Annotated in this window: 13 protein-coding genes, 1 tRNA gene and 1 riboswitch; of the genes, 8 read left to right on the plus strand and 6 right to left on the minus strand. The window is 59.4% G+C overall.

Annotation, left to right across the window (positions count from 1 at the left end):
- The first annotated feature begins 17 nt into the window (after positions 1-17).
- A complete protein-coding gene (locus ACSQ9D_RS05500) occupies positions 18-1352 on the plus strand; it encodes a dicarboxylate/amino acid:cation symporter (protein ID WP_436281441.1) in 1335 nt (444 codons plus the stop codon).
- A gap of 76 nt (positions 1353-1428) precedes the next feature.
- On the opposite strand, the gene ACSQ9D_RS05505 is transcribed toward ACSQ9D_RS05500, so the two are convergent.
- On the minus strand, positions 1429-2673 hold the full coding sequence (locus tag ACSQ9D_RS05505; protein WP_436281442.1) for a cytochrome P450: 1245 nt from the start codon (positions 2671-2673) through the stop codon (positions 1429-1431).
- Positions 2674-2721: 48 nt separating this feature from the next.
- Positions 2722-3921, minus strand: coding sequence for a GGDEF domain-containing protein (locus ACSQ9D_RS05510; protein WP_436281443.1), 1200 nt, complete (start codon positions 3919-3921; stop codon positions 2722-2724).
- Between the two features lie 425 nt (positions 3922-4346).
- On the opposite strand from ACSQ9D_RS05510, the gene clpP reads away from it, so the two are divergent.
- The 6 genes from clpP to ACSQ9D_RS05540 all read left to right on the plus strand — a co-directional run bounded on the left by clpP (position 4347) and on the right by ACSQ9D_RS05540 (position 13400).
- Complete coding sequence (clpP, locus tag ACSQ9D_RS05515) at positions 4347-4976, plus strand: ATP-dependent Clp endopeptidase proteolytic subunit ClpP (protein ID WP_037117430.1); 630 nt, start codon at positions 4347-4349, stop codon at positions 4974-4976.
- Positions 4977-5269: 293 nt separating this feature from the next.
- Positions 5270-6547, plus strand: coding sequence for an ATP-dependent Clp protease ATP-binding subunit ClpX (clpX, locus tag ACSQ9D_RS05520; RefSeq protein ID WP_007792128.1), 1278 nt, complete (start codon positions 5270-5272; stop codon positions 6545-6547).
- Positions 6548-6962: 415 nt separating this feature from the next.
- Positions 6963-9377 carry an endopeptidase La gene (gene lon, locus ACSQ9D_RS05525; RefSeq protein WP_436281444.1) on the plus strand — a complete coding sequence of 805 codons (2415 nt, stop codon included), beginning with the start codon at positions 6963-6965 and terminating at the stop codon, positions 9375-9377.
- Positions 9378-9584: 207 nt separating this feature from the next.
- The gene (gene hupB, locus ACSQ9D_RS05530) at positions 9585-9860 is read left to right on the plus strand and encodes a DNA-binding protein HupB (protein ID WP_007531759.1); all 276 of its coding nucleotides are present in this window, start codon (positions 9585-9587) and stop codon (positions 9858-9860) included.
- Positions 9861-9986: 126 nt separating this feature from the next.
- Positions 9987-10137, plus strand: a riboswitch (FMN riboswitch).
- A gap of 81 nt (positions 10138-10218) precedes the next feature.
- The gene (locus ACSQ9D_RS05535) at positions 10219-11118 is read left to right on the plus strand and encodes a DMT family transporter (RefSeq protein ID WP_436281445.1); all 900 of its coding nucleotides are present in this window, start codon (positions 10219-10221) and stop codon (positions 11116-11118) included.
- A gap of 71 nt (positions 11119-11189) precedes the next feature.
- Positions 11190-13400: an esterase-like activity of phytase family protein gene (locus tag ACSQ9D_RS05540; RefSeq protein ID WP_436283767.1), complete on the plus strand. Its 2211-nt coding sequence runs from the start codon at positions 11190-11192 to the stop codon at positions 13398-13400.
- Positions 13401-13466: 66 nt separating this feature from the next.
- On the opposite strand, the gene ACSQ9D_RS05545 is transcribed toward ACSQ9D_RS05540, so the two are convergent.
- On the minus strand, positions 13467-14453 hold the full coding sequence (locus ACSQ9D_RS05545) for an aldo/keto reductase (RefSeq protein ID WP_436281446.1): 987 nt from the start codon (positions 14451-14453) through the stop codon (positions 13467-13469).
- 313 nt (positions 14454-14766) lie between these two features.
- On the opposite strand from ACSQ9D_RS05545, the gene ACSQ9D_RS05550 reads away from it, so the two are divergent.
- Positions 14767-15168: a (R)-mandelonitrile lyase gene (locus ACSQ9D_RS05550; RefSeq protein ID WP_436281447.1), complete on the plus strand. Its 402-nt coding sequence runs from the start codon at positions 14767-14769 to the stop codon at positions 15166-15168.
- Between the two features lie 2 nt (positions 15169-15170).
- On the opposite strand, the gene ACSQ9D_RS05555 is transcribed toward ACSQ9D_RS05550, so the two are convergent.
- From ACSQ9D_RS05555 to ACSQ9D_RS05565, 3 genes are all read right to left on the minus strand, one after another.
- Positions 15171-15776 carry a class I SAM-dependent methyltransferase gene (locus ACSQ9D_RS05555; protein ID WP_037117437.1) on the minus strand — a complete coding sequence of 202 codons (606 nt, stop codon included), beginning with the start codon at positions 15774-15776 and terminating at the stop codon, positions 15171-15173.
- A 131-nt stretch (positions 15777-15907) separates the two neighbouring features.
- Positions 15908-16954: a GGDEF domain-containing protein gene (locus ACSQ9D_RS05560; protein ID WP_436281448.1), complete on the minus strand. Its 1047-nt coding sequence runs from the start codon at positions 16952-16954 to the stop codon at positions 15908-15910.
- Positions 16955-17360: 406 nt separating this feature from the next.
- A tRNA-Val gene (locus ACSQ9D_RS05565) sits at positions 17361-17436 on the minus strand.
- Positions 17437-17535: the final 99 nt, after the last annotated feature.

The raw sequence follows: 17535 nt of genomic DNA on the forward strand, positions 1-17535 counted from the left end.
GGCACATGGAGGACATCATGGGTGCAGCACTTCCGGTCGCGCAGCCGCGCGGCAAGGTTCCCTTCTATCGGCTTCTCTACGTGCAGGTTCTTGCCGCCATCTGTGCTGGTATCCTGCTCGGCCATTTCTATCCCGACATAGGCACCGCCCTGAAGCCACTCGGCGATGCCTTCATCAAGCTCGTCAAGATGATCATCGCCCCCGTCATCTTCTTGACGGTCGCGACCGGCATCGCCGGCATGTCCGATCTGCAGAAGGTCGGGCGCGTTGCTGGCAAGGCGATGCTTTACTTCCTCGTCTTTTCGACGCTGGCCCTGGCGGTCGGTCTGCTGGTCGCCAACGTCATACAGCCCGGCGCCGGCATGCATATCGATCCGGCAACGCTGGATGCCAAGGCCGTGGCAAGCTACGCTGCGAAGGCTCATGACACGACTGTCACGGGCTTCCTGATGAACATCATTCCGAATACTATCGTTGGTGCCTTTGCCGACGGCGACATTCTTCAGGTGCTGTTCTTCTCGGTCCTGTTCGGCATCGCGCTTGCCATGGTCGGCGATCGCGGCCGTCCGGTCGTCGATTTTCTGCAGGCCCTGACGGCACCGGTCTTCAAGCTGGTCGCGGTCCTGATGAAGGCAGCTCCGATCGGCGCTTTTGGCGCCATGGCCTTCACGATCGGCAAATACGGCATCGGCTCTATTGCAAATCTGGCAATGCTGATCGGGACCTTCTACCTGACGTCGCTGCTCTTCGTTCTCGTCGTTCTCGGTGCTGTTGCCCGGTACAACGGATTCTCGATCCTGGCTCTGATCCGCTACATCAAGGAGGAGTTGCTGCTGGTACTCGGCACGTCCTCTTCGGAAGCGGCACTTCCCGGTCTCATGGCGAAGATGGAACAGGCAGGCTGCAAGCGCTCTGTCGTCGGTCTCGTCATTCCGACGGGCTATTCCTTCAACCTCGACGGCACGAACATCTATATGACACTTGCGGCCCTCTTCATCGCTCAGGCGACGGACACGCCGCTGACCCTGGCAGACCAGATCTTGCTTCTGCTGGTTGCGATGCTGAGCTCGAAGGGTGCTGCCGGCATCACCGGCGCCGGCTTCATCACGCTTGCCGCGACGCTCTCCGTGGTACCCTCGGTTCCCGTTGCCGGCATGGCGCTGATCCTCGGCATCGACCGCTTCATGTCGGAATGCCGGGCGCTGACAAATTTTGTCGGCAACGCCGTTGCGACGGTCGTCGTCGCCCGCTGGGAAAATGAGCTTGACCAGACGAAGTTTGCTGCTGCCATGGCCGGCAAGCTGCCGCTGGAACCGGTAGACGGCGTGCCGGCTCTGCAGGCTGCGGAATAGCGCATTGCTATAAGGCGCCAGAAAACAACGAACAAGCCCGCGCTCTCTCCGGAGCGCGGGTTCCTTTATCGGTGGCCTACCAGGCGAGATCCAGGCGATCCAGTCCGTGGAAGTGGTAGACGTCCTTTGCAATCGGTGTGTGAACGAGCCTGAGCCCTGGCAGCCGCTCGAAGAGAATTGGCAGGACGACGTTCAGTTCCAGTCTTGCCAGCGGCGCCCCGATGCAGAAATGGATGCCCGCGCCAAAGGAGAGGTTGGGAGCCTCGTTCCGATCAGGCTTGAACGTCAGGGGATCGCTGTATTTCGCCGGGTCGAGATTGGCCGCGGCCAGAATGAGGCTCACCTTGTCGCCTCGCTTGAACGAAATGCCGTCGATTTCGCCAGGTTCCAGCGCCCAACGCTGGAAGATGTGAACCGGCGCGCAGATACGCAAGGACTCTTCCACCGTTCGTTCGGTGGTCGCCTCGTCCTTGAAGAGACCGGCCGGATCGCGCCCGCTTTCCAAGATGATGCGGGCCGAGTTTCCGATCTGGTGGACCGTCGCCTCGTGACCGGCATTGAGCAGCACGATCGTCGTCGAGACAAGTTCGTCCTCGGTCAGGTACTGGCCCTTGTGCTCCGTGTGGATCATGTGCGTCAGCAGGTCGTCCCGCGGATTGGCGCGGCGTTCCGCGATGACCGTCTTCACATAATCCGAGAACTCCTTCGCGGCCCGTTCCGCGCCATCCTCGTCCTGGCGGGTGCGGCCGAAGAGATACATGCGGATATAGGCGTGCGACCACTTCAGGAGCTGCGGTCCCATTTCCTCCGGAATGCCGATCATGCGGGCGATCATCGTCACCGGGATAACATCGGCAAATGCCGAAAGCAGCTCGACTTCGTTGTCTTTCTCGAAGCCGTCGATGAGCTTGTTGGCGAGCTCGGCAAGCTCCGGCTTCATCCTCTCGACGTGGCGAGAGACAAAAGCGCGGTTGACGAGCGTTCGAAGACGGGTGTGCTCGGGTGGCTCCAGCTCAAGCAAGGAGTATCGTTCGGCGAGATCGAAATTCGCCACGTGCTGATCCGGCTCGGGAAGGCCAAGCTCCTCGCGCGTGGCGATATGCAGGATCTGGCGGCCGAAGCGACGGTCGCGAAGCAGGCTGTTGACATGGTCGTAGCCGGTGAAAAACCATTGCTTCTGCTGCTCCCAGTAGAATGTGGGGCAGTGCGCGTGCAAAGCGACGTAAACGGCGTTCGGATCGCTGTAGAAAGCCGGATTGCTTGCGTCGAGGGAGACGTGGCGCGTGGCGAGATCGATGGAAAGAAAAGGTGGGATCATCATGCCTCGAGGCTTAGCGGATTTGCCAAGCCTCGAAAAGATGGTTCAACTTCAGGAAAGTGAACCGACGCGACGAAGCGCGTGAATCTGGTCGTCGAGCGTGGGGACGAGTTCGCCACTTGTTTGATCTGGTTCCGGAGGCGGCGGTGCCGCAGCTTCGGCTTCACCGAAGATGACGGTGCAGTTGCGGCCGGCAGCCTTGGCGGCATACAGCGCGCGATCGGCCGCCGAGACCAGCTTGTCCCTGTTGGCCTCGATCGCCGAGGCAAGAGCGACGCCGGTGCTGACCGTTGCTGGAATGATCGCATCACCGGTGCTCACCGGGACCCGGCAGAATTCGGCGCGGATCGATTCTGCGAGCGCTTCCGCCTCGGTCTGGTCGGCCACCGTCGCGAAGGCAGCAAACTCCTCGCCGCCCATGCGGCCGAAGGCTCCGGTAGGAACAAACTGGCGGGCCATGCGCGCGAAGACAGTCAGTACGATGTCGCCAGCCTGATGGCCGAACCGATCGTTGACGCGTTTGAAATGATCGAGGTCGAAGAGCAGCACGGCAACCTGGCGGTTGTTTTGGAATGCGCTCTCCTGAATGGCATCGAACCGGCCGAAAAGGCCGCGTCGGTTCAAGACACCCGTCAGTGAATCGCTCAGGCTGAGCATGCGAAGGTGCTTCTCCGAGCGTTCCATGATGACAAGGCAGGTGAGGGCGCACGCCAAAGTCAGCAGGAAGCCCGTCGCCATGGCGGCGGCGCCCGCAAAATTGGCGGCTTCCGCCTCGGTGGGACCGATGACCGCCATTGCCGCCGCCGTGCCGAAGCACAGGAGACTCTGGATTACAAAGATAGCACCCAGTTTGCTTCTCGAGCCCTCGTTGCGCGGGGCGGCCGTGCACACCGCCATTGCTAGCGCTGTCGCGCCGGTGGCCGAGGCGAGGTTGTAGAGAATGACGCGATTGGTGTAGTCGTCGTTGACCCACGGCAGGAAGACGCCTCCCAGCCACACAAGTGGGGGCAGCAGCGCCCACCATTCGAGCTTGCGACGGTCAAGCGCCAGATATCCGACAACCCACGCGCTCTGCCCACATAGCGCGATCGCGTTGCCGATTTCGATGGAGAGAATGTCGGGTATCTGCCCGCGCAGGGCCACCATTGCAAAACCCACGCCGCTAAGAAGAAAACCCATTCCCCAATGGAAATAGGTCTTGTTTCGGACATTGTGGCGCCAGGCCATGAACGCTACCAGCGCGAGCGTCATGGCTTCCGAGCACCAAATGGCTAATCCAGTCGTAATATTGAACACGGCAATACCCCTTGCATTGCGCGCATTCTTTCGGAAGAAACTGGCAACTTCATTAATTGCGCTTGGCCCGTCGGTGCATTTTTGTGCGGACTTGTCGTTAGGCTTTCTGGTCTGTAAACGCAGCACAGTCGCAAACGGATTCAGAATTCGTTCATCCTGACGCCGACAAAAGCTGTGCGACAGCGTGATCGCCGCTCGCTCTTTGAGGCGATTTGCAAGAATGACCCCACATCGGGCGAAAAGTTGTTCGCATCGCACCGGCCCCTCTTAACGTTATCCATCAGCGCGTCTTGAAGAGGAGGGCAGGGAAGCTCTATGTAGGGATAAGGCATTTTCTTTGATTCCCGGCCATAGCCGGCAGACGTTGACAAAGGACGCACATGAGAAACCCAGTCGATACCGCTATGGCCCTCGTGCCGATGGTCGTGGAACAGACCAATCGCGGTGAACGCTCCTACGACATCTATTCGCGCCTGCTCAAGGAACGCATCATCTTCCTGACGGGTCCGGTCGAGGATCACATGGCGACGCTCGTTTGCGCCCAGCTCCTTTTCCTCGAGGCCGAAAACCCGAAAAAGGAAATCGCGCTCTACATCAATTCTCCGGGCGGCGTTGTAACAGCCGGCATGGCGATCTACGATACGATGCAGTTCATCAAGCCTGCGGTCTCGACGCTCTGCATCGGCCAGGCCGCCTCCATGGGCTCGCTGCTGCTGGCTGCCGGCCACAAGGACATGCGCTTTGCCACACCGAATTCCCGCATCATGGTGCACCAGCCATCGGGCGGCTTCCAGGGCCAGGCATCGGATATCGAGCGTCACGCGCGCGATATTCTGAAGATGAAGCGCCGCCTCAACGAAGTTTACGTCAAGCACACCGGTCGAACCTACGAGGAAGTCGAAAAGACCCTTGATCGCGACCACTTCATGGATGCGGACGAGGCCCAGGTCTGGGGTGTCATCGATAAGGTCCTGACATCTCGTGTCGAGATGGAAGGCGATGCCGCCTAGTGAGAAGTAGGGATGGTGTTGTATCCGCCACAGTTCTATCTCATTTGTGATCGAACAAGGGAAGAAACCCGGTGGCGGGTGCGGCAATCTCAAGTATTAATGCTATGTTGAATTTTTATGACATAGCATCGGCAGTCGAAGGGGAATTCGTTGCCGCCGGAGCCAGGACAGCATAGTTTGGACCGGTTCGTACCCCTTAACGGCCTTGGCCGGCTGGGGCTCCAAGCATGGAGCAGGCCAATGAGTGGACCGTTATTTCACCTTGAAATGCGGCGTGCTGGAAGGAAAGTGATATGAGCAAAGTCAGCGGCAGCAACGGCGGCGACTCTAAAAACACCCTGTACTGCTCCTTCTGCGGAAAGAGCCAGCACGAAGTCCGGAAGCTTATTGCCGGACCGACCGTTTTCATCTGCGATGAATGCGTCGAATTGTGCATGGACATCATCCGCGAGGAGAACAAATCCTCGATGGTCAAGTCCCGTGACGGCGTCCCGACGCCTCAGGACATCATCAAGGTTCTCGACGAATATGTCATCGGTCAGCGCCAGGCGAAGAAGATCCTGTCGGTTGCCGTTCACAATCATTACAAGCGCCTCGCGCATGCCACGAAGAATAGCGAAGTCGAACTGGCGAAGTCGAACATCATGCTGGTCGGCCCGACCGGCTGCGGAAAGACCTATCTTGCCCAGACACTCGCCCGCATCATCGACGTCCCCTTCACGATGGCCGACGCGACGACGCTGACCGAAGCCGGTTATGTCGGCGAGGACGTCGAGAACATCATCCTGAAGCTGCTGCAGGCTGCAGACTACAATGTCGAGCGCGCCCAGCGCGGCATCGTCTACATCGACGAAGTTGACAAGATTTCCCGCAAGTCCGACAACCCGTCGATCACCCGCGACGTTTCGGGTGAGGGCGTTCAGCAGGCGCTTCTGAAGATCATGGAAGGCACGGTTGCCTCGGTGCCCCCGCAGGGCGGCCGCAAGCATCCGCAGCAGGAATTCCTGCAAGTCGACACGACGAACATCCTGTTCATCTGCGGCGGCGCCTTTGCCGGCCTCGACAAGATTATTTCTGCCCGCGGCGAGAAGACCTCGATCGGCTTCGGTGCAACGGTGAAGGCTCCAGACGACCGCCGTGTCGGCGAAGTCCTGCGTGAACTAGAGCCGGAAGATCTGGTCAAGTTCGGTCTCATCCCTGAGTTCATCGGCCGTCTGCCGGTCTTGGCGACGCTTGAGGATCTCGACGAGGATGCGTTGATCCAGATCCTTTCCGAGCCGAAGAACGCGCTGATCAAGCAGTACCAGCGCCTGTTCGAGATGGAAGACGTGGAACTGACCTTCCACGAGGATGCTCTTCGCGAGATCGCCCGCAAGGCGATCGTCCGCAAAACCGGCGCTCGCGGCCTTCGCTCGATCATGGAGAAGATCCTGCTTGATACGATGTTCGAACTGCCGGCGCTGGAAGGCGTACGTGAAGTCGTTATCTCCGAGGAAGTGGCACGCGGCTCTGCCCGTCCGCTTTACATCTACGCCGATCGCCAGGACGAGAAGGCCAACGCTTCGGCGTGAGACGTTAGAGATATCTTTACGATACGAACCGTGAATTTAAGGGGCTTGCCGTCGGCAGGCCCCTTTCTATTTCAAAACCAGTGCACGACCCTGATAAATCTTGCTAAAGAGGTCGGAAAGCGCCTCTGCTGCCGTTGCGGATTCCCGCGTCCGTGGCAATTATGGAATGATTCCGTTTGGTGTGTTTCGGTCTTGTGTGTTAGCCGGCGCGGAAGTGGCAAGCGCCGGTCCAGTCTGGCGCTGCAGAGTGAAGGTGTTCCGTTGTAGCATAGCTGTCATGTCCAAGGGGACACCGGCCATGGCGCAGCTTGAAAAGCATAGTCAGAACCTCCACTTGTGTCTCAAGTGGAGTGCGGCCCGGTTCTAGTGGCCGCGCCAGAAGAGCCCGGCAACGGGACGATGGAAAGGAAATAAAATGACGAAGAAAACGTCAGCTGCGAGCATTGCATATCCGGTTTTGCCCCTGCGCGACATCGTCGTCTTCCCGCATATGATCGTGCCGCTATTCGTCGGCCGCGAGAAGTCGATCCGTGCGCTGGAGGAGGTCATGGGATCGGACAAGCAGATCATGCTCGTCACACAAATCAACGCGAGCGACGATGACCCGGAACCGTCCGCCATCCACAATGTCGGCACCGTCGCCAACGTATTGCAGTTGCTGAAGCTGCCTGATGGCACCGTCAAGGTCCTGGTCGAAGGTCGCGCACGCGCCGAGATCGATGCCTACACCGATCGCGAGGATTTCTATGAAGCCCTCGGTCATGTTCTCGAAGAGCCGCATGACGATCCGGTCGAACTCGAAGCTCTGAGCCGTTCGGTTGTCTCCGAATTCGAGAGCTACGTAAAACTCAACAAGAAGATCTCGCCGGAAGTTGTCGGCGCGGCCAGCCAGATCGACGACTACTCGAAGCTTGCCGATACGGTCGCTTCGCATCTGTCGATCAAGATCACCGAAAAGCAGGAGATGCTGGAAACCACCAGCGTCAAGGCTCGCCTCGAAAAGGCGCTCGGCTTCATGGAAGGCGAGATTTCGGTTCTGCAGGTCGAGAAGCGCATCCGCTCGCGCGTCAAGCGCCAGATGGAGAAGACCCAGCGCGAGTACTACCTGAATGAGCAGATGAAGGCGATCCAGAAGGAGCTCGGCGACGGCGAGGAAGGCCGCGACGAGATGGCCGAACTGGAAGAGCGCATTGCGAAGACGAAGCTGTCCAAGGAAGCCCGCGAAAAGGCCGATGCGGAGCTGAAGAAGCTGCGGCAGATGAGCCCGATGTCTGCTGAAGCGACCGTGGTCCGCAACTACCTCGACTGGCTGCTGGGTATTCCGTGGGGCAAGAAGTCGAAGATCAAGTCAGACCTCAACAACGCCGAGAAGATCCTCGAAGCCGATCACTTCGGTCTCGACAAGGTCAAGGAGCGCATCGTCGAGTACCTGGCTGTTCAGGCTCGCGCGACCAAGATTAAGGGTCCGATCCTGTGCCTCGTCGGCCCTCCGGGCGTCGGCAAGACCTCGCTCGCCCAGTCGATCGCCAAGGCGACCGGCCGTGAGTATGTCCGCATGGCGCTTGGCGGCGTTCGTGACGAAGCCGAAATCCGCGGTCACCGCCGCACCTACATCGGTTCGATGCCCGGCAAGGTCATCCAGTCGATGAAGAAGGCAAAGAAGTCCAATCCGCTCTTCCTGCTCGATGAAATCGACAAGATGGGCCAGGATTTCCGTGGCGACCCGTCGTCGGCTCTGCTCGAAGTGCTGGATCCGGCTCAGAACTCGACCTTCATGGATCACTACCTGGAAGTCGAATACGACTTGTCGGACGTGATGTTCATCACGACGGCGAACACGCTGAACATTCCTGCACCTTTGATGGACCGCATGGAAGTCATCCGTATCGCCGGCTATACCGAGGACGAAAAGCGCGAGATCGCCAAGCGGCACCTGCTGCCGAAGGCCATCAAGGAACACGCGCTGCAGCCGAACGAATTCTCGGTCAGCGACGATGCACTGATGGCGATCAGCCAGCAGTATACCCGCGAAGCCGGTGTTCGTAACTTCGAACGCGAATTGATGAAGCTCGCCCGCAAGGCGGTCACCGAGATCATCAAGGGCAAGACGAAGTCCGTTCATGTGACCGCAGAGAACATTGACGACTATCTGGGCGTTCCGCGCTTCCGCCATGGCGAAGCCGAACGCGAAGATCAGGTCGGCGTTGTAACCGGTCTTGCCTGGACGGAAGTCGGTGGCGAACTGCTGACGATCGAAGGCGTGATGATGCCAGGCAAGGGTCGCATGACCGTTACCGGCAACCTGAAGGAAGTCATGAAGGAATCGATTTCCGCAGCGGCATCCTATGTGCGCTCGCGCGCAGTCGATTTCGGTATCCAGCCACCGCTCTTCGACAAGAGCGACATCCACGTGCACGTGCCGGAAGGCGCGACGCCCAAGGATGGTCCGTCGGCCGGTGTCGCCATGGCAACCGCGATCGTCTCGATCATGACCGGTATCCCGGTCGACAGGAACGTCGCGATGACCGGTGAAATCACGCTGCGCGGCCGCGTGCTGCCGATCGGCGGTCTGAAGGAAAAGCTGCTTGCAGCGCTTCGCGGCGGCATCAAGAAGGTGCTGATCCCGGAAGAAAATGCCAAGGATCTGGCGGAGATTCCGGACAACGTGAAGAACAACATGGAGATCATCCCGGTGTCCCGCATGGGCGAGGTGATCAAGCATGCGCTGGTCCGCAGACCCGAGGCGATCGAGTGGGATGGCACGGTGGAAACGCCGGTCATTGCAACGGTCGAAGGGCTCGACGAAACGGGTGCAACCATAGCTCACTGAGCCATGTTTGCCACATTCGCGCCCAATTGCTTAAAAACCCTGAAAAGGCTGGCGTTTTCGCCAGCCTTTTTTTGTGAAATCGACACGCAGACGCTTGCATTTCCTTGATTTGCAGGGTCTTTGGGGTGCGGCGGGCCTGATGAACTCCGTTCTGCGCCTAGCTTATAGATTTGAGTCGTTTCGAACCATTTAGAAAGGGGTGGAAACATGAACAAGAATGAACTCGTGTCCGCAGTTGCCGAAAAGGCAGGACTCTCGAAGACCGACGCTGCTTCCGCAGTTGATGCTGTTTTCGAAGTCGTCCAGGCTGAACTGAAGGGCAAGGGCGACGTTCGTCTCGCTGGTTTCGGTAGCTTCACCGTTTCCCATCGCGCTGCCACGAAGGGCCGCAACCCGTCCACCGGCGCTGAAGTCGATATTCCGGCTCGCAACGTGCCGAAGTTCACGCCCGGCAAGGGCCTGAAGGACGCCGTAAACGGCTGATATGAATTTGCTTGGCAGCCGGACAACGAGACCGGCGGTGTAAGTTTCGAAGGGTTCGGCCACGGCCGAACCCTTTTTTTATGCATTTCGTGGACTTGTCGGCACACGAGGTCCGTCCTATGAAATGGTTGTTCTCAGGGCGGGGTGAAAGTCCCCACCGGCGGTAAGGGCTTCGGCTCAAGCCCGCGAGCGTCTTTCGGCCGATCTGCCGAAAGGGTCAGCAGATCCGGTGCAACTCCGGAGCCGACGGTTACAGTCCGGATGAAAGAGAATGAGCCGAGCGGGCGAGGGCGAAATCTGTCCTTGCCGCGACATCGCGCTCATGCGTCCTGATTTGTGTTGGTTTCGGATGAAAGACATGAATCAGACTTCCCAAATATCTTCTGCCTCGCGTGCGATGGTCGGTGCTGCCTGGATGGTCGCCGCGGGCATCGCCTTCTCGATCCTCAATGTCATCACACAGTGGCTGACGATGAAGCTCGCCTTTCCCTCGGCCTCGGCAGCCTTCTGGCAATATGCCATTGCGCTGGTCTTCTCGTTGCCCTTTCTCCGGCGCGTCGGCTTCGGGGCGATGCGAACGCGCTATCCCTGGCGCCATGTCGTGCGCGTCGCCTTCGCTGCATTCGGCGTGACGACCTGGGTCGCGGGACTCGCGTCCGTACCGATCTGGCAGGCGATTGCGCTGGTGATGACCTCGCCGTTCTTCATCATCATGGGTGCGCGTATCTTCCTTGGTGAATACATCGGTTCCGCGAGGTGGGCAGCGACCGGTACCGGCTTCGTCGGAGCGATGATCATCCTGCAGCCATGGTCCGATAGCTTCAGTTGGGCGGCGTTTTTGCCGATCCTCTCAGCCCTGCTCTGGGGCGCCTCGTCGCTGATCACCAAGAGTCTCACCGGAGTGGAACGGCCGGAAACCATCACCGTCTGGCTGCTGGCACTCCTCACTCCGATCAACGGCGGCTTGGCGGTGGCCGCCGGCTTCAGCATTCCCTCCGGCCTGACGCTTCTCCTTTTTGTCGTGGCAGGTCTGCTGACCGTCATTGCCCAATATTTCCTGACGCTCGCCTACAGCACAGCCGATGCCGCCTACGTCCAGCCTTTTGACGATCTGAAGCTTCCCCTGAATGTTTTCGCCGGCTGGTTGGTCTTCGGCTATGCCCCGACCGGTTATCTCTGGTTGGGTGCGCTGCTGATCCTCGGGGCATCGCTCTTCATCATGCGGAACGAAATGAAGAAGGAGCGGGGGGCCGGCTAACGCAGCCGGAATACACTGCCGGTGTCATTGCGCTGTCATGCCCGTCCCGCAAAAACCCTGTGTTTGAGTTCATGGGGGATTTCATGCCAATATTTTCGCGCAAGACAGCGGTTGTTGCCGCGCTTCTGACGACGGCGGCCTTACCGGCAGCCGCAGAGCCCGTTTTCAACCGCATAGCAACCTTCCCGGTGGCATCCAACCTGCCGGAGGGAAAAGACAGGCTTTCGGCCACTTCGGCGGAAATCATTACGGCCACCGACGACGGCATGACGCTGATCTATAGCGATAGCCCGCTCGGTGCGATCGGCTTTGTCGATATCTCAGACGCCAAGGCACCAAAGGCCGGTGGCGCGCTCATGATGGACGGCGAGCCGACATCCGTGACATCGGCCGCGGGCAAGGCGCTGGTTGCCGTCAATACGTCGGAGAGCAAGGCAAAGCCCTCGGGGCGCCTGGCGATCGTCGACGTTGCCACCGAGAAGATCGAGAGCACCTGTGATCTTGGCGGTCAGCCGGATTCCATCGCGCTCAACAAGGACAAGACCCTCGGCACGATCGCGATCGAGAACGAGCGTGACGAAGAGGCGAACGACGGCAAGCTTCCGCAGATGCCAGCAGGCGACCTGGTCGTATTCCAGGTCAAGGATGGCACGGTTGATTGCGGCTCGATCAAGCACGTCGCGCTGACCGGACTTGCCGGCGTCGCGGCCGCCGATCCGGAACCGGAATTCGTCTCCTTCAACGATCAGAACGAGATCGCCCTAACCCTTCAGGAAAACAACGAAATCGTCATCATTGACGCGGCGACTGCGTCTGTGAAGACGCACTTCTCCGCGGGCAGCGTCGATCTTGAAGGCATCGACACCAGGCGCGATGGCGCGCTGACGTTTACCGGTGAACTCAAGAACATCGCACGCGAGCCGGACGCTGTGAAGTGGCTCGACAATGATCGTCTGGTCGTCGCCAACGAAGGCGACTATCAAGGCGGTTCGCGCGGTTTCACGATTTTCGACAAGACCGGCAAGGTACTCTATGAGTCCGGTGCCTCCTTCGAACGCGCCGTTGCCAATATCGGTCACTATCCGGACAAGCGTTCATCCGCCAAGGGCGTTGAGCCGGAAGGCCTGGAGGTGGCGACGTTCGGTGGCCAGAAGTATATCTTCCTGCTGGCAGAGCGCGCCTCGGTCGTCGGCGTCTACAAGGATACCGGTGCCGAGCCTCAACTCGTTCAGATCCTTCCATCTGGCGTCTCGCCGGAGGGCGCAGTCGCCGTACCGTCCCACAATCTCCTCGCGACTGCCAACGAAGTCGATCTCGGCAAGGATGGTGGCCCGCGGTCGCATGTGATGATCTATGAACTTGCCGAGGGTGAGATCGCCTATCCGAAGATTGTTGCCGCCGAAAAGGACGGCAACCCGGTTGGCTTCGCGGCGCTCTCCGGCCTTGCTGCCGTTCCGGACAAGCCGGGCCAGCTGTTTGCCGTCAGCGACAGCGTGCTCGGCATGCAGCCGACGATCTACACGATTGACGCAACCAAGAAGCCGGCCGTGATCACCGAGGCGCTGACCGTAAAGCGCGACGGCCAGCCGGCACAGAAGCTCGACATCGAGGGCGTGGCTGTCGATGAAAAGGGTTGGGTCTGGCTGGCGTCGGAAGGCAACAGTGAGAAGCTGGTGCCGCACGCTCTATATCACGTCAACCCGAAGGGTGAGATCAAGGAAGAAATCGCACTTCCGAAGGAGCTGGCGGCTAACGAAATCCGCTACGGCTTTGAAGGCGTGACGATCGTCGGGTCCGGCGACGACGCGACGCTCTGGATGGCCGTCCAACGTGAGTGGAAGGATGACCAGAAGGGCTTTGTCAAACTCGTTTCCTACAATCCGAAGAGCAAGGAGTGGGGTGGCGTCCGCTACCCGCTCGACAAGTCCGAAGGGGGCTGGGTCGGTCTTTCCGAAATCTCCGCTCACGGCGACAGCGTCTACATCATCGAACGCGACAATCTCGTCGGTGACGCGGCAAAGCTGAAGAAGCTCTACAAGGTGGCGATATCAGATCTGAAGCCCGCCAAGTTGGGCGGCGAGTTGCCGGTGGTCAAGAAGACTGAAGCTCACGACTTCCTTCCGGAGTTAAAGGCCGCCACCAACGGCTATGTTCTCGACAAGCTCGAAGGCTTCGCTTTCGATGCCTCCGGCAAGGCCTACGCCGTCACGGACAATGACGGCGTCGACGATTCCTCGGGTGAAATGCTGTTCTTCCCGGTCAATCTCGTCGGCACGAACTGAGATTGATCTATCAAGGAAACAGAATGGCCGGGTCTACGCCCGGCCATTTTTTCTTGTGGTCGCGCCCTACCAGCGCTGGTGGACATAGGGAGCGACCAGCCGCTCGTAGATCTCGCGTGTTGCGTCCATCACGTCATGCGATAGTGGTGCGAGGCCTGCAGCTTTTGCGTTTGCGCGTGCCTGTTCGGCGTTGCGTGCGCCGGGGATGACGACGGTTACCGCATCGCTCATCAGGATCCAGCGCAGCGCGAAGGCCGCCATTGTTGCGCCGGCCGGCACGAGCTTGCGCACTTCCGCCACCGCCTGTAGGCCGACCTCGAAGGGGACGCCGGCAAATGTCTCGCCGACATCGAAGGCCTCGCCGTGGCGATTGAAATTGCGGTGATCGTCGCTCGCAAACTTCGTCTCGCGAGTGATCTTCCCGGACAACAACCCGCTTGCGAGCGGCACGCGGGCGATGACCGCGATGTTCTTCCGTCGCGCCTCCTGGAAGAACAGGTGATCGGGCCGCTGGCGGAAGAGGTTGTAGATGATCTGGATGCTGACGACGCCAGGATACTCGATGGCCTTCAGCGCTTCCTCGACCTTTTCGACGCTGACGCCGTAGCCCCTGATCTTGCCGGCCTTCTGCAACTCATTCAGGCCGTCGAAGACCTCCGGGCGATAAAGCACTTCGGTCGGCGGGCAATGCAATTGCACGAGGTCGAGGCTGTCGACGCGCAGATTCGTCAGGCTGCGATCGATGAAGCCTTCGAGATTGGCCTTGGTGTAGCCGTCGGCAACATGCGGATTGAGCCGCCGACCTGCCTTGGTCGCAACCATCGGCCGTTCGCCGCCGCGGCTGTCGAGAACGTCGGCAATGATCTTTTCCGACCGACCATCGCCGTAAACGTCGGCGGTATCGATGAGGGTCATGCCGGCGTCGAGCGCCGCGTTCAGCGCATCGCGACCGTCGGCTTCGCTGACATCGCCCCAGGCGCCGCCGATCTGCCATGCGCCGAAACCGATGTTCGTGACGGTGTGGGGCAGGTGACCGAAAGAATGCTGTTTCATGGAAATCCTCCGCGTGATGAAATGCCTCGGCACTAGCAGTCGCCCAGGCAAGGAGCAAGCGCTTGCAACGGAGATAGGGCGGCGTCTGCCGAGCGTCGCCATCTCTGCCGAAGAGCGACGCAAACGGCGCGCTCGGCGACCGATTTGCCAGGATACCGCTGTCGTCGGACGCGTCGTCGTCACTGGCCGGCGACCGAAGGCCTGCTGCTCAACCGGACAGGCTGTGCGATCGAGCCATACATCGCTTGGATGATGAGGACGCTTGGCTTACGGTCGGCTCCGATGGGCAGGTCAAGTTCGAAAGGATAATCTGATGGAGATCAAACCCCGCGGATCACGACCCTCGATGAAGGCGCCGGCAGAGTATTTCACGGGATCCGTCCGCCAGGATCCATTGATGGATGCGCCGAGCCCGGCCCGGGTGCGGGTGGTGAGCGTTACCTTTGAGCCAGGTTCCCGAACCGCTTGGCACACGCATCCGCTGGGACAGACCCTCATTGTCACCGCCGGAAAAGGTCTGGCGCAGAGCGAGGGCGGGCCCCTTCGTGAAATTCGCGCCGGCGACACGGTCTGGTTCGCGCCGGGCGAAAAACACTGGCATGGCGCCGCACCCGATACCGCGATGACGCACATCGCGATCCATGAAGCGCTTGACGGCAGCGCCGCCGGCTGGATGGAACACGTTACCGACGAGCAATACGCCGGAAAGGCCTGAGGTCAGAGACGCTTCAGACAGTAGGAAAAATGCGCGTGCGATTCGACCGTTAGGAACTCGAACTGCCAGCCATAATCCTTGCAGAATTTGGTGACCGCTTCGACGACGCCGTAGACGATCGGCTTCACAGTGTTGCCGGTGCAGAAATCGTGCCCGGCGATTCTACCCGTTCGTTTCACTTTCTTCTCACAAAGGAGGAGTTCCTGCCAGGTGAGCTCGAAGGAATGGTCCGTATCGATGTAGGCCCAGTCGAGGAAGTCATCGTCGAACTCGGCGAGCTTTTCGAGCGATGTGCCCTGCATCAGGTGCAGTTGCCCGCTCTCGATCTGGTCTTTGAACTGATTGTGGATTTGATCGAGCCCCGAACTATAGCGGTCCATGCTCCAGGGATCGATCAGGTAAAGCTGCGCTGGCCGGTTCTTTTCGAGGATCTCGGCCGTGTACTCCCCGAAGGCAGCTCCGACTTCAACACCGATGCCGCCGTTCGGGATACGATAGAGCAACTCGCCCCGATCCGGCAGCAGCCTTGCGTTCTCCATGTGATGAGCAGCAAGCTGGGTCCTCGGCATGCTCGCCCGTTGTGCCTGCCGTTCCGCGCGTGTTTTCATGATGATGTCTCGGATGATGCTTGTACAATTGGACCGTGCGGCCCGTGAGAACCACCTTATAGCCAGTGCGACGTAAAGTTGGCTAGGCTTCTTCCTGAGGAAGGCGCAACGCAGATCGCCGACGTCTGATTCTATCGATAGATGAGCCAGTCCTTCGGCACGTGCGAGACATTCGTCACGCCATGTATGGAGACGTTGTCTCCGCCCGATGCCTTTGCCATACCGAGCGCCTGCTCGGCGAATGCGATCAGGGCATCAGCAGTCAGGGCCTCCTTCGACATACATATCCCGACCGAGAATGAAAGCGCCGCGGCCCGTTTTCCGGATACTGGATGCACCACCGGAAGTCCCTTCATTCGATCGCGGAGCCTGTCGATGAGCCGCATGATTTCCGTCTCGTCTGCGGTTCGGAAAACGAAACCGAAGCGACCGCGATCGAAGCGGCAGGCCAGGTCTTCTTTGCTGGAGATCCCCTGGATCAGCTCGCCGATTTTCTTGAGGATGGGTTCGAGGAGGTTCGGCACGGCGGCAATAGTCTCATAGCCGTCGATGTCCGCAAAGGCGATTCCACAAAAATCAGGCAGCCCTGATTTCTCGTAGATCTTGGCTAGTTCCTTGTTGAACCCCCGGCGGTTCGCCAGCCCCGTCAGCGTATCCACAAATCTGGCAGCGTTCGCCGCGGCGGTCTCTCGCTGCACCTCCTCCAGTTTCTGCGATTTCTCCACCACCTTGGAGGCGAGCATTGAGCTTTGTGCCTCGCGAGCGTGTGTGGCCGAGCTCACCGATTGCAACGATCGCGTGAGAGCGGCCTTGTCTGTCACATCCTTGGCTTCGAAGAGCCGGGCAGCTTGGCTGATGACACTTCCGTAACGCGTAAGAGCGGACTTCTCTTCGTCGAGCAGGGAGAGAATGCTCTGCAGCTCCTGCTGCACCTGGCCGGAACGCGCCTCGAGTAGGCTGCCTTCGAAGTGATGGGGCAGGTAACGTCGGCAGATCGCATCCAGAGCATCCTGCGTCTTGACCGGGCCGAGCGACCTGAGTGCGCGGGCGAGATCCGGACTATTGCCGGTCATGGCCTCGAACACGAGCTCATAGTTGCGCGGCAGCCCCTCGATACCCAATTGTTGCAAGACCGTTGCAACGCGAAAGGCCATATTCGTGTGCGTATTGGGCTGCACCAGATGCTCTCCAACGTGACTCTGCGTTTACCATCGATGAACTGCGGGAAGGGGCCGGACCACCGGCCAGCATGGCAGTCACTTTTTAGGCAAGGTATGCTGGGGACTTCCTGCAGCGACCTTGGGCCGTGCCGAAAAGCATAAGAGATATGTATGAGAGAAACCGCAGAACGTCATGCTCGGACGGCAGACAACTTATAAGAACAATATTGAGCGCGCTCAATTAAAACGGAGTAAATGCCGAAATTGGCATAGAATGATGTGGACCCGCTGGCGCCCGTTTGGCTTTTAGCCGCTTGAGACCCGGTGGTCTTCGCTTCTGGCCGATAGACAGGCGGCTGCTGGCGCGGGCGGCGAAAGACCTGTTGCCAGGAGCAAATAAAATTGCGGATACGAGCGGAAAGAATGGTGGGCGATGAGAGACTCGAACTCCCGACATCCTCGGTGTAAACGAGGCGCTCTACCAACTGAGCTAATCGCCCTCGCGAGAACGGTCCGGTTCGGTCCGCCGCGTCGGTGGCCGTGATCTATGCGGATCGCGGACAAACCGCAAGAGTGTTTGCGAAGATTTTTTGATTTTT

It is taken from the genome of Rhizobium sp. LjRoot258 (assembly GCF_964254185.1).
Taxonomy (GTDB): domain Bacteria; phylum Pseudomonadota; class Alphaproteobacteria; order Rhizobiales; family Rhizobiaceae; genus Rhizobium.

Excerpts from the sequence above, each read along its gene's own strand:
- ACSQ9D_RS05500 (WP_436281441.1), top strand. The coding sequence starts at position 18 with ATGGGTGCAGCACTTCCGGTCGCGCAGCCGCGCGGCAAGGTTCCCTTC.
- ACSQ9D_RS05505 (WP_436281442.1), bottom strand. The coding sequence starts at position 2,673 with ATGATGATCCCACCTTTTCTTTCCATCGATCTCGCCACGCGCCACGTC.
- ACSQ9D_RS05510 (WP_436281443.1), bottom strand. The coding sequence starts at position 3,921 with ATGACGCTCGCGCTGGTAGCGTTCATGGCCTGGCGCCACAATGTCCGA.
- clpP (WP_037117430.1), top strand. The coding sequence starts at position 4,347 with ATGAGAAACCCAGTCGATACCGCTATGGCCCTCGTGCCGATGGTCGTG.
- clpX (WP_007792128.1), top strand. The coding sequence starts at position 5,270 with ATGAGCAAAGTCAGCGGCAGCAACGGCGGCGACTCTAAAAACACCCTG.
- lon (WP_436281444.1), top strand. The coding sequence starts at position 6,963 with ATGACGAAGAAAACGTCAGCTGCGAGCATTGCATATCCGGTTTTGCCC.
- hupB (WP_007531759.1), top strand. The coding sequence starts at position 9,585 with ATGAACAAGAATGAACTCGTGTCCGCAGTTGCCGAAAAGGCAGGACTC.
- ACSQ9D_RS05535 (WP_436281445.1), top strand. The coding sequence starts at position 10,219 with ATGAATCAGACTTCCCAAATATCTTCTGCCTCGCGTGCGATGGTCGGT.
- ACSQ9D_RS05540 (WP_436283767.1), top strand. The coding sequence starts at position 11,190 with ATGGGGGATTTCATGCCAATATTTTCGCGCAAGACAGCGGTTGTTGCC.
- ACSQ9D_RS05545 (WP_436281446.1), bottom strand. The coding sequence starts at position 14,453 with ATGAAACAGCATTCTTTCGGTCACCTGCCCCACACCGTCACGAACATC.
- ACSQ9D_RS05550 (WP_436281447.1), top strand. The coding sequence starts at position 14,767 with ATGGAGATCAAACCCCGCGGATCACGACCCTCGATGAAGGCGCCGGCA.
- ACSQ9D_RS05555 (WP_037117437.1), bottom strand. The coding sequence starts at position 15,776 with ATGAAAACACGCGCGGAACGGCAGGCACAACGGGCGAGCATGCCGAGG.